Raw genomic sequence first — 16,654 nt, 5'->3', positions numbered from 1 at the left:
GTCTTTTCTCAACAGAGATGATCAGGACGCCCGGCCGGCAGGTCGGGAGCGTGATTCGTGCCGTTGCCGTCCGCTCGCGGTCGGTCGTTCGGCGTAGGACACCCGTTGCGCCTCGTCATGGACCTGTCGGTCCGGCGAGGCGGTGAGCACAGGGCATTCGGGGACGGACCATGGACTTGCGTTTGTACGACACCGCATCGCGGGAGAAGCGCCCCTTCGTGCCGCTCGATCCCAACAACGTCCGCATGTATGTCTGCGGACCGACGGTCTACGATTTCGCCCATATCGGCAATGCGCGCCCGGTGATCGTCTTCGACGTGCTGTTCCGGCTGCTGCGGCATCTCTATGGCGAAAAGCACGTCACCTATGTCCGCAACATCACGGATGTCGACGACAAGATCAACGCCCGCGCCGCGCGTGACTTTCCCGGGCTGCCGCTGAACGAGGCGATCCGGAAGGTTACCGAGGTGACGGCCAATCAGTTCCGCAGCGACGCGGCTGCGCTCGGCAGCCTGCCTCCGACCTTCGAGCCACGCGCCACCGAATTCGTGCTGCCGCGCCCCGATGGCAAGGCGGATATGGTGACCCTGATCAAGCAACTGATCGCGCGTGGCCACGCCTATGAGGCGGGCGGCGAGGTGTTGTTCGACACCCGATCAATGCCGGACTATGGCGCGCTGTCGGGTCGCAAGCTCGACGAGCAGCTTGCCGGCGCGCGCGTGGCCGTCGACGCACACAAGAAGAACCCTGCCGACTTCGTGCTGTGGAAGCAGTCGTCGGAGGACGAGCCGGGCTGGGACAGCCCGTGGGGCCGCGGCCGCCCGGGCTGGCACATCGAGTGCTCGGCGATGAGCGCGGCCTATCTCGGTGAGGTCTTCGACATCCATGGCGGCGGGCTCGACCTGATCTTCCCGCATCATGAGAACGAGATCGCGCAGTCGCGTTGCGCCCATGGCACCTCAGTGATGGCGAACTACTGGCTGCACAACGAGTTCGTCCAGGTCGAGGGCGCGAAGATGTCGAAGAGCCTCGGCAATTTCGTCACCATTCGCGACCTGCTGGCGGACTGGCCCGGCGAGGTGCTGCGCCTCAACATGCTCAAGATGCATTATCGCTCGCCGGCGGACTGGACGGCCAAGGGCCTGGAGGAGAGCGCCAAGACGCTCGACGACTGGTATCGCGTCGCGGCCGATGCGCCGGGCGAGCAGCCGGAGCCTGAGATCATCGCGGCGCTCGTCGACGATCTCAACACGCCGCTGATGATCGCAGAGCTGCACGCGTTGCGGAGCCGTGCGGCGTCCGGCGGCGAGTCGGATCGCGCTGCCTTTGCCGGCTCGCTTCGCTTTGCGGGTTTCCTGTCGGAGACCGCCGTGCAATGGGAAGCGCGAAAGCAGCAGGCCAAGGGCGTGGACGCCGCCGAGGTCGAAGGCCTGATCGCCGAGCGTACCGCGGCCCGCGCGCGGAAGGACTTCAAGGAGTCCGATCGCCTGCGCGACGCGCTCGCGGCGATGGGCGTTGTATTGAAGGATGGCAAAGGCGCCGACGGCAAGCCGGTCACGACCTGGGAGATTGCGCGATGAGCAAGCCCGACACCCCGTTTCCGCGGCACTGGCTGTACTACATCCTGCTCAAACTGGTGCTGATCGCGGGCGCAGTGGCGCTGGTCACGAAACTCTACGGCATGTGGTGACACATGGGACAGGCTCTCCCGAGGCCCGCACTGCGGCCGTTTCTTCCGGCTGATACGCCGCTGCTCGCCGCGATCTTCGTCGCCAGCATCCAGGGGCTGACAGGTGACGACTACAGCGAGGAGCAGCAGGAGGCCTGGGCGTCCGCTGCGGAGGATGAGACGGGCTTCGGCAAGAGGCTGGCATCCGAGCTCACCTTGATTGCGACCCTGCAGGGCTCGCCGGTCGGCTTCGCCGCGCTGAAGGGAAACGATCACATCGACATGCTCTACGTTCATCCGAACGCGGCGGGGCAGGGCGTCGGCGCCCTGCTATGCGACGCACTGGAAAAGCTGGCGGGCGCGCGCGGCACGACCGGTCTGTCGGTCGACGCCAGCGACACGGCGGTCGAATTCTTCCGCAAGCGCGGCTATGTCGCGCAGCAGCGCAACAGCGTCTCCATCAATGGCGAGTGGCTCGCCAACACCACGATGAAGAAGACGCTCGGCTCCGGGGGAGCGCAGGCATGAGCAGGGCAAGCACAAGCAGAGAACGACTTTATCTGTTCGACACCACCTTGCGCGACGGTGCGCAGACCAACGGTGTCGATTTCACGCTGGCCGACAAGCAGGCGATCGCGCGCATGCTCGACGATCTCGGCATCGACTATGTCGAGGGCGGCTATCCCGGCGCCAACCCGCTCGACACCGAGTTCTTCGCCGCCAAGCCCAAGCTCGGCCATGCCCGCTTCACTGCCTTCGGGATGACGCGCCGGGCAGGACGCTCGGTGTCCAACGATCCGGGCGTCGCCGCACTGCTGGACGCCAAGGCGGACGCGATCTGCTTCGTCGCGAAGTCATCCGCCTATCAGGTGCGCGTCGCGCTGGAGACCACCAACGAGGAGAACCTCGCCTCGATCCGCGACAGCGTGACGGCCGCAAAGGCCGCGGGACGCGAGGTGATGCTCGACTGCGAGCATTTCTTCGACGGCTACAAGGAGAATGCGGCGTTCGCCCTGGCCTGCGCACGCGCGGCCTATGAGGCCGGCGCACGCTGGGTCGTGTTGTGCGACACCAATGGCGGCACCATGCCGCACGAGATCGAAGCGATCGTCGGCGAGGTCGCCAAGCAGGTGCCGGGCGATCACCTCGGCATCCACGCCCATAACGACACCGAGCAGGCAGTCGCGAATTCGCTGGCCGCGGTCCGCGCCGGCGCGCGCCAGATCCAGGGCACCTTGAACGGGCTCGGCGAGCGCTGCGGCAACGCCAATCTGTGCTCGCTGATCCCGACATTGAAGCTGAAGACCGAGTTCTCTGAGCGCTTCGAGATCGCCGTCTCCGACGAGCAGCTCAGCGGCCTCGTGAAGGTCTCTCGGACGCTCGACGACATGCTGAACCGCGCCCCGAACCGGCACGCGCCTTATGTCGGCGAGAGCGCCTTCGTGACCAAGACCGGCATCCATGCCTCGGCCGTGCTGAAGGATCCGCAGACCTATGAGCACGTGCTGCCCGAGAGCGTCGGCAATCGCCGCAAGGTGCTGGTATCGGACCAGGCCGGCCGCTCCAACGTGATCGCAGCACTGGAGCGCGGCGGCGTCCCCTTCAGCAAGAGCGATCCGAAGCTCACGCGCCTGGTCGAGGAGCTGAAGGAGCGCGAGGCCGCGGGCTATGCCTACGAATCTGCCAACGCCTCGTTCGAGCTGCTGGCGCGGCGTACACTGGGCTCGGTCCCGGAGTATTTTCGCGTCGAGCAGTTCGACGTCAATGTCGAGCAGCGCTACAACGCGGTAGGCGAGCGCGTCACGGTGGCGCTGGCCGTCGTCAAGGTTGACGTCGCCGGCGAGCGGCTGATCTCCGCGGCCGAAGGCAACGGTCCGGTCAATGCGCTCGACGTCGCGCTGCGCAAGGATCTCGGAAAATACCAGGGCTACATCGACGGCCTCAAGCTGATCGACTATCGCGTCCGCATCCTCAATGGCGGCACCGAGGCGGTCACGCGCGTGCTGATCGAAAGCGAGGACGAAAAGGGGGAGCGCTGGACCACGGTCGGCGTCTCGCCCAACATCATCGACGCCTCGTTCCAGGCGCTGATGGATTCGGTGTTCTACAAGCTGGTGAAGTCCGGCGCGCCGGGTTGAGGTGATGCATCCGTCATGGCGAGCGAAGCGAAGCAATCCAGGGCTGAATGCACGACTCTGGATTGCTTCGTCGCTTCGCTCCTCGCAATGACGCGGAGAGGGCAGGAGCAAACGCATGATCGACCACGTCTCAGTCGGTGTCAGCGATCTCGCCCGCAGCGCGCGGTTCTACGAGCGCACGTTGGCGCCGCTTGGTTTGACGCGCCTGGTCGAACGTCCCAGCACGATCGGCTTCGGCAAGAGTTATCCGGAATTCTGGATCAATCTGCGCGCCGGCATGGCGCGGGTATCCGCCGAGACGGGCTCGCACCTTTGCTTCCGTGCCAGGAGCTCCAACGACGTCGATGCATTCCACGCCGCGGCGCTGGAGGCAGGCGGTGTCTCGGACGGCGCACCGGGGCTGCGGCCGCATGACCGCGTGCGCTATTACGCGGCGTTCGTGCTCGATCCCGACGGCAATCGGATTGAGGCGGTGACGTTTCCGGCCGAATAGGGATCAGAGCCGCTTGGCGATCTCTGGCGCCATCTCGGTCTCTTCCTTGGCGACGCGGGCGGCGGCCTCGCGCAGGCGCGGCAGGATGTCCTCGACGCGTTCGGCCTTGAGCAGCTCGATTTGGAAGCCGGGGCGGATGAACTCGGTCTCGCGCATGTGGGCCAGCAGCGCGAACAGCGGTTCCCAGAAGCCGTCGATATTGGCCATCAGCACCGGCTTGGCGTGGCGTCCGAGCTGCTTCCAGGTCAACTGCTCGACCAGCTCTTCGAGCGTGCCGATGCCGCCGGGCAGGGCGACGAACGCGTCGGAGTGCTCGAACATCAGCCGTTTGCGCTCGTGCATGTCCGGCGTGATGATGAGATCCTTGAGCGGCATCATGACCTCCTTCTTCACCAGGAAGTCCGGAATGATGCCGGTGACGTCGCCGCCATGGTCGAGCACCGCCTTGGCGACCGCGCCCATCATGCCGATGGAGCCGCCGCCATAAACGAGCCTGACGCCGTTCTCGGCAAGCGCCTTGCCGAGTGCCTTCGCCGATTCGATGAAGCTGGGATTCGTCCCCGGGCCGGAGCCGCAATAGACGCAAACGGTGCGGATTTCAGTCATTGGAGCGGTGTGACACTGCAGTTGAAAGGCGTCAAGACGAGGGCGGAGGACGTGGATTCGCGGGCTTTCACGGGATGATGCAGGCTGAATGGGTCCATTTGTCCGAAAACGAGTATGCAAATACTGCGCCGCGGTAACGGATTCCGTCGACGTACCGGTGCATCCGGCGCCCGGACACTCTATATGACGCAGGCAACGCCCCGGCATCACAACATGCCAAAACACTCGCTGTTCCAGAACGTTTGATGCCGCCCGATTCCTCCTCCGAAGCAGCCGCCAACCAGCCGTCATCGTCCCTCGAGCAGGGAACGCTGGCCGGTACGCTGCGCCATTTGTGGCCCTTCATCTGGCCGAGCGATCGCGCCGATCTGAAGATGCGCGTGCTGTGGTCCGTGGTGCTGCTGCTCGCGGCCAAGGTGGCGACGCTGGTTCTGCCTTTCACCTTCAAGTGGGCGACCGACGCGTTGACCGGCGCCAACACCGCGCCGATCGCGCCCGATAACTGGGCGTTCTGGCTGGTGGCCTCGCCGATCGTCATGACGGCAAGCTACGGCGGGATTCGGGTGCTGATGGCGGTGCTGACGCAGTGGCGCGACGGTATTTTTGCCCGTGTCGCCATGCATGCGGTGCGCAAGCTCGCGACCATCACCTTCGTCCACATGCACGAATTGTCGCTGCGCTTCCATCTGGAGCGCAAGACCGGCGGCCTGACCCGCGTGCTCGAGCGCGGCCGCAACGCGATCGAGACCATCGTGCGCATGGTGATCCTGCAGCTGATCCCGACCATCGTCGAGGTCTCGCTGCTGACCGCGGTGCTGCTGTGGCAGTTCGACTGGCGCTACGTGCTGGTCACGCTGACCATGGTCGCGGCGTATCTCTATTACACCTACATCGCGACCGAGTGGCGCATCGAGATCCGGCGCCGCATGAACGACTCGGATACGGACGCCAACACCAAGGCGATCGACTCGCTGCTCAACTACGAGACGGTGAAATATTTCGGCGCCGAGGCGCGCGAGGCGGAGCGCTACGACCGTTCGATGGAGCGCTACGAGCGGGCCAGCGTGAAGACCTATACCTCGCTGGCGGTGCTCAACGCCGGGCAGGCCGTGATCTTCACGGTCGGGTTGACGGTGGCCATGCTGATGTGCGCCCAGGGCGTGCGCCAGGGACGCAACACCGTCGGCGACTTCGTCATGATCAACAGCATGATGATCCAGCTCTATCAGCCGCTGAACTTCATGGGCATGGTCTATCGCGAGATCAAGCAGGCCATCATCGATATTGAGAAGATGTTCGGCGTGCTCACGCGCGATGCCGAGGTGAACGACGCGCCCGGAGCGGCGCCTTTGCTGGTCACCTCCGGCAACGTCCGCTTCGAGGACGTCCGCTTTGCCTATGAGCCGGAGCGGCCGATCCTGCAGGGGCTCAGCTTCGAGGTGCCGGCGGGCAAGACGGTCGCGATCGTGGGGCCGTCCGGTGCTGGCAAGTCGACCATCTCGCGGCTGCTGTTTCGGCTCTACGACGTCTCCGGCGGCCGCATTCTGATCGATGGCCAGGACATCCGCGATGTTACCCAGATGTCGCTGCGCGCCCAGATCGGGATGGTGCCGCAGGATACCGTGCTGTTCAATGACACCATCCGCTACAACATCCGCTACGGACGCTGGGATGCGGACGACGCCGCTGTTGAGGAGGCGGCGAGGCTGGCCCAGATCGACGGTCTGATCCGGATGGCGCCGAAGGGCTACGAGACCCAGGTGGGAGAGCGCGGCCTCAAGCTCTCCGGTGGCGAGAAGCAGCGCGTCGCGATTGCCCGCACCATCCTGAAGGGGCCGCCGATCCTCGTGCTGGACGAGGCGACCTCGGCGCTGGACAGCCATACCGAGCACGAGATCCAGGAGGCGCTCGATGGCGTGTCGCGCAACCGCACCTCGCTCGTGATCGCGCACCGGCTTTCGACCATCGTAGCGGCCGATGAGATCATCGTGCTCGACCGGGGTCGCATCGCCGAGCGCGGCACCCACGCCGAGCTGCTGGCCAAAAGCGGGCTGTATGCCGGCATGTGGAACCGGCAGCGCGAGGCCGAGGAGGCGCGCGAAAAACTGGCGCAGATTGGCGATGAGGCCACGGCGCCGAACCGCAATCCGCCTGATCGGGGCGAACCGGATGTCGCCGGGCCGGATCTGGCGGGACGGGTAGCCAGCGCCGCCGAATGATGCTGCGGACCGCCCTGATCTGAACTCAAGACTGCATTAAGGATTCATTTTGACCTTCGCCGGCCATCGACCTAGTCAAGGCGGCGGTCCGCTCTGAGGGTCAGAGCGACAACACTCAACGAAGCAGGCCATGTCGATCAGCAATTCCATCCGCGCTCAGATCCCGCCGATCCACCCGGAAGGCTACCCCTTCATCGGGGGATTTGCCCTCGTCAGCCTGATCCTGTTCTGGATATTCACCCCGCTCGGCTGGATCGGCACGCTGCTCACCGTCTGGTGCGCGCTGTTCTTCCGCGACCCGATCCGGGTCACGCCGCAGCGGGAAGGGCTGGTGGTGGCGCCGGCCGACGGACGCATCTCCATGATCACGCGCGCCCTGCCGCCGGCCGAGCTCGGCCTCGGCGACCGGCCGCTGCTGCGGGTCTCGATCTTCATGAGCGTGTTCAACGTGCATGTGAACCGCAGCCCGGTGGCCGGCCGGATCGAGAAGATCTCCTACCGTCCGGGTGCCTTCATCAATGCCGAGCTCGACAAGGCGAGCGAGGACAACGAGCGCAACTCGCTCGCGATCTCGACGCCGCATGGCCGGATCGGCGTGGTCCAGATCGCCGGCCTCGTGGCGCGCCGGATCGTGTCGTTCGTGCGCGAGGGGCAGACCATTGGCGCGGGCGAGCGCTTCGGCCTGATCCGCTTCGGCTCGCGGCTCGACGTCTATCTTCCTGACGGCACTGAGGTTCTGGTCTCGGAGGGGCAGACCGCCATCGCCGGCGAGACGATCCTGGCCGATTTCGACGTGCCCGTGCCCGGCCTGACGTTCCGGAGCCAGTGAACCGTCGCTGCCCGCTGGTGACCCATTAAGGAGACCTTGAGCCGTGTTCAGGCACAAGGTCCCGGACAAACCACACGTGGTGTGATCATGAGCTTCGATCTGAACTCTCCCGAACTGCGCCGCCGCCGTTTCCGCCCGATCCCGGTGCGGCTGCTGGTGCCGAACATGATCACCTTGCTGGCGATCTGCGCCGGCCTCACCGCAATCCGGCTGTCGACCGAGGGGCGGATGGAGCTCGCCGTCGGCGCCATCGTCTTCGCCGCCTTCCTGGACGGCATCGACGGTCGCATCGCCCGCATGATCAAGGGCCAGTCGAAGTTCGGCGCCGAGCTCGACAGCCTGGCCGACTTCGTCAATTTCGGCGTGGCGCCCGGCCTGATCCTGTATTTCTGGCAGCTCCATGAGCTGCACGACGGCGGCTGGATCGCCGCCATGATGTACGCCATCAGCGGCGGGCTGCGGCTGGCGCGCTTCAACGCCAGCATCGACGATCCCAACAAGCCGCCCTTCGCCGCCAATTTCTTCACCGGCGTGCCGGCCCCGCTCGGCGCCATCACCGTGCTGCTGCCCGTCTATCTGGCGTTCCTGGACCTGCCGAGGCCGCCGGCGCTGCTGACGGCGTTCTACACGCTGCTGATCGCCTTCCTGATGGTGTCGCGGCTGCCGGTGTTCTCCGGCAAGACCGCGCGGATGCGCGTCTCGCCCGAACTCGTGCTGCCGGTGTTCGCCGCGGTGGTGTTCTTCGTCGCGCTGCTGGTGGTCTATCCCTGGCACATCCTGTCGGCCGGATCGATCCTCTACATCCTGAGCCTTCCGTTCGGCTGGCGGCTGTATCGGCAGCAGGCGGCGCGGCACGCCGCGGTCCTTGGTGCCGCGGCTGCAGCGTCGCACGCCTCGTCTTCATCCACGACGGCTTTTGCGCCGACCGGCGTGCCGGCGGCGGAGCAGGGGCAGCGGCCGCCGGAACGGCTGCACTGAGCGCAGGGCGCCCCGACCGAGCCCGCGCTTTGCCGGCTTCGGCGCCTCAGTTATACCGGATGGCCAAGGACGGCCCGCGAATGCCGTCCGCATCATCCGGAGAAACGCCCGTGACAAGCACTGCCGACGCGCCCCTCGCTGCTTCCGTCCTCGAGGCGCTCGCGCGCTATGACACGCCGACCATCTGCAACGCGATGGAGATCGTGGCGCCCGAGCGCCGCCTGATCGGCTACACGACCAAGCCGCTGGTGTGCCCGTTCCCGGACCTGCCGCCCATGGTCGGCTACGCGCGGACGGCGACGATCCGGTCCGTCGTCAAGTCGGGCCTGCCGGCGGACGAGCAGGCGAGGCGGCGCACCGACTACTACGAATATGTCGGCACCGGTCATGGTCCGCGCATCGTCGTGATCCAGGATATCGATGGCCCCGACATCGGCTACGGCGCGTTCTGGGGCGAGGTGCAGAGCAACGTCCACAAGGCGCTCGGCTGCCTCGGCGTGATCACGGATGGATCGATCCGCGACATTCCGCAATGGGCTGCCGGCTTCCAGGCTCTGGCGGGCTCGATCGGTCCGTCGCACGCGTGGGTGCATGCCGAGAGCTTCGGCGGCGAGGTCCGCGTCGCCGGGATGACCGTGCGCTCGGACGACCTGATCCACTCCGATCGCCATGGTGCGATCGTCATCCCCGCCGACATCGCCGCGAAGCTTCCCGAGGCGGCCGAGCTGTGCGCGCGCCGTGAAACGCCGATCCTGGACATCGCGCGGTCTGCGGATTTCTCGCTCGAGAAGCTCAAGGCCGCCTTGAAGCGGTCGGCGGAGATTCATTGAGCGTCGCTTCGCTCCGGTCCAAATGAGCGAGCCGTGCCGCTCGACGGTGCGGCTCGCCGCCCTTGCGCGGGGCGCTCGCCGAACTGCGACGCTGCAACCGCATCCGGATGACTACGGGGTGACGACTGAGCTTCGGCCGAAGATGTCGAACGCGGTGACGAATTACCCGCAAACAGGCCGGGACTCGCCGAAGGTTAAGCGGCCGTCGCTCGTTGAGAAGATTTTATCCATCAAGCTTTACCTGATGGCTAGCCCGTCCCGATAGGCATGTCGCCCGAGGGCGAAGGACATGCGCAGGCTGATATCGAAATCGAGGCCGTTGTTCGGGCGGGTCGACCGGACCGTCGACAGGATGGTTCGGCTGATCGGACATTTCGGCAGTGCCGCGATCGGCCTCTCGGCGATCGCGCTGGTGTGGGCCGGCATCTTCTACACGATCTCCGAAGAGTATACGCGCACCGAGCAGTCGGCGCTGAAGAACGGCGCCAATCTGGCCCGCGCGTTCGAGGAGCAGATCATCCGCTCGATCCGCGCGGCAGATCAGACCTTGCTCTACGTCCGCGACTCCTATGCCAGGGACCCGCACAACTTCGACATGTCGCTATGGTCGAAGAACAGCCAGTTCCTGTCCGACTTCTCGTTTCAGGTCGTCGTGATCGGCAAGGACGGCATCATGCTGTCCAGCAACATCGATCCGAAGATGCGCGGCCTCGACCTGCGCGACCGCGAGCACTTCCGCGTTCATGCCGACGGCAAGGACGATTTTCTCTTCATCAGCAAGCCGATCTTCGGCCGTGTCTCCAACAAATGGTCGATCCAGTTGACCCGCCGCATCATCATGCCGGACGGTTCGTTCGGCGGCGTGGTGGTGGTCTCGCTCGACCCCGAATATCTGTCGAGCTTCTACAATTCGGTCGATCTCGGCAAGAAGGGCAATGTCACACTCCTCGGTCTCGACGGCATCGTGCGCGCACGGGCCTCGGCCGGTCCGGGGGGCGTGGGATCCTCGCTCGCCAGCAGCCCGGTGATGAGCGCCATTCAGCACAGAAGCAGCGGCTTCTACACCTTCAAAAGTCTGATCGACGGCATCACGCGCATCTACTCGTTCCAGCGCATCAAGGATCTGCCGCTGGTGGTCATCGTCGGTCAGGCCTCCGAGGAGATCTTCAGCGCCTTCAAGCTCAACCGCGATCGTGATCTGCTGGTCGGGGCGTTGCTGACGGTGGTCATCGGCATCATCACGATCCTGATTGCGCGTTATCAGGCGGGACTTGCCGCCTCACGCGATGCCGCCGAGGCAGGTACGCGGGCGCGCTCCGAATTCCTGGCGATGATGAGTCATGAGATCCGCACGCCGATGAACGGCGTCATCGGCCTTGCCGATCTCTTGCTGTCGGCGGACCTCGCGCCGGAGCAGCGCAAGATCGCGACAACCTTGCGCGAGTCGGCCGATTACCTGCTGCAACTGCTCAACGATGTCCTCGATTTCTCCAAGCTCGATGCCGATCGTCTGGAGATCGAGCACATCGAGTTCGACCTGCACCGGTCGGTGACGGCGACCGCCGAGTTGCTGGTGTCCCGCGCCAGGGAAAAGGGCCTGCAACTGACGACGTCGATCGCGCCGGACGTGCCGAACTACGTGGTCGGCGATCCCGCGCGGCTGCGCCAGGTGCTGTTCAACCTGGTCGGCAATGCGCTCAAATTCACCGAATCGGGCGGCGTCCATATCGATGTGCGTGCCGAGAACCTTGCCGGGCCGAACCTGACGCTGGTGTTCTCGGTCGCCGATACCGGCGTCGGCATTCCCGCAGACGCCGTCAGCCGGCTGTTCAAGCAGTTCTCGCAGGTCGACAATTCCATCTCGCGCCGCTTCGGCGGCACCGGTCTGGGGCTCGCGATCTGCAAGCGCCTCGTCACCTGCATGGGCGGCGACATCAAGGTGCAGAGCAAGGTGGGCGAGGGCAGCACTTTCACCTTCTCGATCCAGGTCCAGCCGCAGCCGGACGTCGAGCAGGTGAGCGCGCCCGAGGCGACCATCGTGCCGGTCGGCGAGACGATCGCCGAGGAACGTCCGGGCAGCCTCGCGCCGCTGAAGATCCTCGTTGCCGAGGACAATCTGACCAATCAGTTCGTCATCAAAAAGCTCCTGGACAAGCTTGGTCACGGCTACGACATCGTCGAGAACGGCACGCAGGCGATCGCAGCCGTGCAGAAGCAGCCTTACGACCTCGTGCTCATGGACATGATGATGCCCGAGATGGACGGGCTCACGGCGACGCGGATGATCCGTTCGCTGCCGCCGCCCGCGCAGGACATCTACATCGTCGCTCTGACGGCCAACGCCACCAGCCAGGATCATCTGGCGTGCACCGACGCCGGCATGAACGACTTCGTGACCAAGCCGGTCACGCGCGATCGACTGAATGCCGCTCTGCTTCGCGCGGCCGCTGCTACACACAAGGAAAGGCTTGTCGCATGACCGACTGGGTGCAATTCGACGAATCCGTCTATCAAATCCTGGTCTCCGAGCTCGGCGAGGAGGATGCGCTGGAGGTCCTGCGCACGTTCCTCGACGACACGTCCGGAAAGTTCGGCACGCTTGCGGCCAAGTTCGAGGATCGCCTCGAACTCAGGCGCGAGGCGCATTCGATCAAGAGCTCGTCGGCGACGTTCGGTTTCTCGGCGCTGTCGCGCCTGTCGCGCGAACTCGAGGTGGGATCGGCGACGATGGAGCCGGCGCAGATGCTGGAGATGGTCCACAAGATGCAGCGATCATTCGATCAGTCAGCCGTCTTCGCCGCGGCGAACCTGCTCAAGTCCGGATCGTCGGTCGCTTGAGCGAGGTCGGCGTCGTCTGCGGCGCTGCTGTTTACCTTTCATTATGCCTACCGAATTCAGTAACTCGTCCTTAATGGCGGACATTTAGTGTCGTGACATGCGGTCCAGAAGCACCGCGTCGGTCCGGCAGGGTCCGTGGTTTGCGTACGCGGTGGAGTTGACTCATGGATATTATGACGAGTGCGGGGCTCGTGGCTGGCGTGATCGTCATCGCGACGATGATGCTGCTGGGCGGCGATCTCGAGATGTTCGTCAGCGAGCACGCCGCAATCATCATCTTCGGCGGTTCGATCGCAGCCACCATGATTCGCTTCCCGCTGGGCGTCATGCTGCACGGTGTTCCGCTTGGAATGAAGTACGCCTTCACCATGAGCCGCCTGTCGGCCCGCGAGCTCGTCGACGAGCTCGCCCGCATCGCCGAGATCGCGCGCAAGCAGGGCCCGGTCGGCCTGGAAAAGGTCGAGACCGACGAGCCGTTCCTCGCCAAGGGAATCCGATACGTGGCCGACGGCTACGACCTCGAATTCATCCGCGACAATCTCGAGCGTGACCGCGACAATTTCCTGATGCATCTGGACGAAGGCAGCAAGATCTATCGCGCCATCGGCGACTGCGCCCCGGCGTTCGGCATGGTCGGCACGCTGATCGGCATGGTGCAGATGTTCGCCAACATGACCGACCCCTCGAAGCTCGGCCCGTTCATGGCGACCGCGCTGCTCGCGACCCTGTACGGCGCGCTGGTGTCGAACCTGATCTGTCTGCCGATCGCCGACAAGCTGCATGGCAAGCTGCTGGACGAGGAAACCAACCGGACGCTGATCATCGACGGAATCCTGATGATCCGCGACTCCAAGAGTCCCGCCCTGGTCCGCGAAATGCTCCTGGCCTATCTGCCGGAGAAGCATCGCCACGCCGAAGGCGAGCCCGTGCCGGCCTGATCGGCTGCGGCGGGGCGATCCGGGGTGGGGTAGGCAATGGCCAAGAAGAAGAGGGGCGATGCGCATGGCGGCGGTCACGGCTGGTTCGTGACCTTTGCCGACCTGATGGGACTTCTGGTCAGCTTCTTCGTGATGCTGGTCGCGTTCTCGACCATGGACAACGCCAAGCTGAAGGTCGTCGCAGGCTCGATGCGCGACGCCTTCGGCGTGCAGACCGAGTCGCGCTATTCGGGCATCGTGGAATCCGACGGCCTGCCGACCCGGCCGAAGCTCAAGAACGCCGCCCACATCTCGCCGGAGGAGACCGCGCGCGAGCCGAGCCCCGAGCAGGAGGAGCGCCAGCATACCAATGGCGCCAAGCTGAAGATCGATCGCCAGTTCGCGCTGGCGTCCGCCTCGCTGCGCCAGGCGCTGCAGGACATGCCGGAGATGACCGAGATCTCCAAGCACATCATGTTCGAAGAGACCAAGCAGGGTCTCAACTTGGAGATCGTCGACCAGGACGGGCGGTCGATGTTCGCTGATGGCTCGAAGGTGCCGTTCGACCGCACGCGACGCCTGATCGAGAAGCTGGCTGCCCCGCTCAAGGCGACCCCGCTTCGGGTCCAGATCACCGGGCACACGGCCGCCGGCTTCGTTCCCGCCCGCAGCGACTATGGCGGCTTCGACCTGTCGGCGGACCGCGCCAATGCGGTGCGCCAGATCCTGGAGCGGGAAGGGCTGCCGGCGAGCCACATCTATGCCGTCTCCGGCAAGGCGGACACCCAGCCGCTGTTTCCCGACGACCCGTCGCTGGCAGCCAACCGCCGCGTGACGATCACCCTGATGCGGGAAGACCCGCCATTGCCGCCCGATCTGAAGCCGTAGCCGGGATGCTTCGCTTGCCGCATCATAATGCCGCATGGCGGCTTGCGAACGGCAACGAAGAGCATCAGCGGGCACTTGATTCGCCGGGGGTAGATCCGACATCTGCCTCAGGATGCCTGGGCTAAAGGCACTTGCCGCGATGCGGCATGCGACATCCGTGTCTGCCATGCCGTTTGGTTGCGACCTGGGAACAGCGGTCTGCTTACGCTAGAGACTTGACCTGCGAACGGTCTACGTTCACACGCGCCGGGCCAAACAGGGAAGATGCGTTCCGAGCAACATGACGGCCAGCGCGACATCGACCGAAGGACAGGACACCGCGAGCACGTCGGGGTTCTGGGGGCTGACGCTAGGCAGCATCGGCGTGGTGTTCGGAGACATCGGCACCTCGCCCCTCTACGCCTTTCGCGAGGCCGCGCACGGCGCCGCTCAGGGGCAGCCGGTGTCGCGGATCATCGTGCTCGGGGTGCTCTCGCTGATCCTCTGGTCGCTGTTCATCGTGGTGACGGCCAAATACGTCCTGCTGCTGCTCCGCGCCGACAACAACGGCGAGGGCGGAACGCTGTCGCTGATGGCGCTCGGACAGCGGGCCTTGGGTCGGCGCAGCCTGTTCCTGATGTCGCTGGGCGTGATCGGCGCTTCGATGTTCATCGGAGACTCGATGATTACGCCGGCGATTTCGGTGTTGTCGGCGGTCGAAGGTCTCAAGCTCGCGGCGCCCGCGCTCGAGCACTACGTCGTGCCGCTGACCGTGTTCATCCTGGTCGTACTGTTCGCGGTCCAGAGCAAGGGGACGGCGCGCGTCGCCTCCGCCTTCGGCCCGGTCATGGTCACATGGTTCACCACCCTCGCCGTGATGGGACTCGTCCACATCCGCGACGACCCCTCCGTGCTCGCGGCGATCAATCCCTATTATGCGGTGCAGTTCCTGCTCTCGCACGGCACGATCGGCCTGGTCACCCTGGGCGCGGTGTTCCTCGCGGTCACCGGCGGCGAGGCACTCTATGCGGATCTCGGTCATTTCGGCCGCAAGCCGATCCAGTCGGCCTGGCTGTTCTTCGTGCTTCCGGCGCTGCTGATCAACTATTTCGGGCAGGGCGCACTGGTGCTGTCCGATCCCGCCGCGATCGAGAATTCGTTCTACCGGATGGTGCCCGAACTGCTGCTGCTGCCGCTGGTGGTGCTGGCCACCGCCGCGACCGTCATCGCGAGCCAGGCCGTGATCACGGGCGCCTATTCGCTGGTCAGCCAGGCGGTCCAGCTCGGCCTGCTGCCGCGTTTCGAGGTGCGCTATACGTCCGAGAGCCATGCCGGCCAGATCTATCTGCCGCGGGTCAACCGGTTGCTGCTGATCGGCGTGCTGCTGCTGGTGCTGCTGTTCCGGACCTCGAGCAATCTCGCCTCCGCCTATGGCATCGCAGTGTCCACCACCATGGTCGCCGACGGCATCATGGGCTTCGTGGTGATCTGGAAGCTGTGGAACTTGCGCGCGGCCGTGGCGGCCGCCGTGATCGCTCCTTTCGTCATCGTCGACATGACCTTCTTCAGCGCCAACCTGCTGAAGCTGCTCGAAGGAGCCTGGGTTCCGCTGCTGTTCGGTGCCGCGATGGTCGTGACGATCTGGACCTGGCGGCGTGGTTCGGCGATCCTGGTGCTCAAGACGCGCAAGATCGAGGTTCCGCTGGATGACCTGATCACCAGCCTGGAGAAGAGGCCTCCTCACATCGTCAAGGGCACGGCGGTGTTTCTCACCAGCGACCCGACCTCGGTGCCGACCGCATTGCTGCACAATCTCAAGCACAACAAGGTGCTGCACGAGCACAACGTGATCCTGACCATCGAGACCGCGCAGACGCCGCGGGTCGATGTCTCGGAGCGCGTGCGCATGGAGAAGATCAGCGAGAAGTTTTCCAAGGTGCGGCTGCGCTTCGGATTCATGGAATCCCCGAACGTGCCGCGCGCGCTCGCGGTGGCGCGCAAGCTCGGCTGGCAGTTCGACATCATGTCGACGTCGTTCTTCGTCTCGCGCCGCTCGTTGAAGCCATCGTCCCAGTCGGGCATGCCGACCTGGCAGGACCATCTCTTCATCGGTCTGAGCCGGTCGGCCAACGACGCCACGGACTATTTCCAGATTCCCACGGGCAGGGTCGTCGAAGTAGGTACCCAGGTAACGATTTGATCGGCTGGACTTCCCTGACGGCTCGTGCATGCTTAAATGCATGGCTGAGGCGCATTCCCGACGGGTCCGT

Annotated in this window: 13 protein-coding genes and 1 pseudogene; 13 read left to right on the top strand and 1 reads right to left on the bottom strand. The window is 65.0% G+C overall.

Features of this window, described 5'->3' with window-relative positions; translation table 11 throughout:
- Positions 1 to 170 precede the first annotated feature (170 nt).
- The 4 genes from cysS to QX128_RS15310 all read left to right on the top strand — a co-directional run bounded on the left by cysS (position 171) and on the right by QX128_RS15310 (position 4,300).
- Positions 171 to 1,580: a cysteine--tRNA ligase gene (gene cysS / locus QX128_RS15325; RefSeq protein WP_316237849.1), complete on the top strand. Its 1,410-nt coding sequence runs from the start codon at positions 171 to 173 to the stop codon at positions 1,578 to 1,580.
- A 113-nt stretch (positions 1,581 to 1,693) separates the two neighbouring features.
- Positions 1,694 to 2,197: a GNAT family N-acetyltransferase gene (locus QX128_RS15320; protein ID WP_315803090.1), complete on the top strand. Its 504-nt coding sequence runs from the start codon at positions 1,694 to 1,696 to the stop codon at positions 2,195 to 2,197.
- Positions 2,194 to 3,807 carry a citramalate synthase gene (gene cimA / locus QX128_RS15315; protein WP_316237848.1) on the top strand — a complete coding sequence of 538 codons (1,614 nt, stop codon included), beginning with the start codon at positions 2,194 to 2,196 and terminating at the stop codon, positions 3,805 to 3,807. Before QX128_RS15320 ends, cimA begins: the two co-directional genes overlap by 4 nt.
- A gap of 115 nt (positions 3,808 to 3,922) precedes the next feature.
- Positions 3,923 to 4,300, top strand: coding sequence for a VOC family protein (locus QX128_RS15310; RefSeq protein WP_316237847.1), 378 nt, complete (start codon positions 3,923 to 3,925; stop codon positions 4,298 to 4,300).
- A 3-nt stretch (positions 4,301 to 4,303) separates the two neighbouring features.
- Here QX128_RS15310 and QX128_RS15305 read toward each other — a convergent pair whose 3' ends face one another.
- Positions 4,304 to 4,906 carry a TIGR00730 family Rossman fold protein gene (locus tag QX128_RS15305; RefSeq protein WP_315803093.1) on the bottom strand — a complete coding sequence of 201 codons (603 nt, stop codon included), beginning with the start codon at positions 4,904 to 4,906 and terminating at the stop codon, positions 4,304 to 4,306.
- A gap of 245 nt (positions 4,907 to 5,151) precedes the next feature.
- On the opposite strand from QX128_RS15305, the gene QX128_RS15300 reads away from it, so the two are divergent.
- The 9 genes and pseudogenes from QX128_RS15300 to QX128_RS15260 all read left to right on the top strand — a co-directional run bounded on the left by QX128_RS15300 (position 5,152) and on the right by QX128_RS15260 (position 16,584).
- The gene (locus tag QX128_RS15300; protein ID WP_316237846.1) at positions 5,152 to 7,125 is read left to right on the top strand and encodes an ABC transporter ATP-binding protein/permease; all 1,974 of its coding nucleotides are present in this window, start codon (positions 5,152 to 5,154) and stop codon (positions 7,123 to 7,125) included.
- 124 nt (positions 7,126 to 7,249) lie between these two features.
- Positions 7,250 to 7,954: pseudogene (locus tag QX128_RS15295) on the top strand (phosphatidylserine decarboxylase); the annotation flags it as partial.
- Positions 7,955 to 8,041: 87 nt separating this feature from the next.
- A complete protein-coding gene (locus tag QX128_RS15290) occupies positions 8,042 to 8,932 on the top strand; it encodes a phosphatidylcholine/phosphatidylserine synthase (protein WP_315803095.1) in 891 nt (296 codons plus the stop codon).
- Positions 8,933 to 9,042: 110 nt separating this feature from the next.
- Entirely contained in the window at positions 9,043 to 9,762 is a 720-nt protein-coding gene (locus QX128_RS15285) for an RraA family protein (RefSeq protein ID WP_316237845.1), read from the top strand.
- A 289-nt stretch (positions 9,763 to 10,051) separates the two neighbouring features.
- Positions 10,052 to 12,241 carry a hybrid sensor histidine kinase/response regulator gene (locus QX128_RS15280; RefSeq protein WP_316237844.1) on the top strand — a complete coding sequence of 730 codons (2,190 nt, stop codon included), beginning with the start codon at positions 10,052 to 10,054 and terminating at the stop codon, positions 12,239 to 12,241.
- Complete coding sequence (locus tag QX128_RS15275; RefSeq protein WP_315803098.1) at positions 12,238 to 12,600, top strand: Hpt domain-containing protein; 363 nt, start codon at positions 12,238 to 12,240, stop codon at positions 12,598 to 12,600. Before QX128_RS15280 ends, QX128_RS15275 begins: the two co-directional genes overlap by 4 nt.
- Positions 12,601 to 12,764: 164 nt before the next feature.
- Positions 12,765 to 13,538: a motility protein A gene (locus QX128_RS15270; RefSeq protein WP_315714499.1), complete on the top strand. Its 774-nt coding sequence runs from the start codon at positions 12,765 to 12,767 to the stop codon at positions 13,536 to 13,538.
- A 36-nt stretch (positions 13,539 to 13,574) separates the two neighbouring features.
- The gene (locus QX128_RS15265) at positions 13,575 to 14,405 is read left to right on the top strand and encodes a flagellar motor protein MotB (protein ID WP_315803099.1); all 831 of its coding nucleotides are present in this window, start codon (positions 13,575 to 13,577) and stop codon (positions 14,403 to 14,405) included.
- A 280-nt stretch (positions 14,406 to 14,685) separates the two neighbouring features.
- A complete protein-coding gene (locus QX128_RS15260; protein ID WP_315803100.1) occupies positions 14,686 to 16,584 on the top strand; it encodes a potassium transporter Kup in 1,899 nt (632 codons plus the stop codon).
- The last annotated feature ends 70 nt before the right edge of the window (positions 16,585 to 16,654 follow it).

Source organism: Bradyrhizobium sp. SZCCHNR1015, from assembly GCF_032489875.1.
GTDB lineage: Bacteria > Pseudomonadota > Alphaproteobacteria > Rhizobiales > Xanthobacteraceae > Bradyrhizobium.
This window is presented reverse-complemented; position numbering and strand designations above follow the sequence as displayed.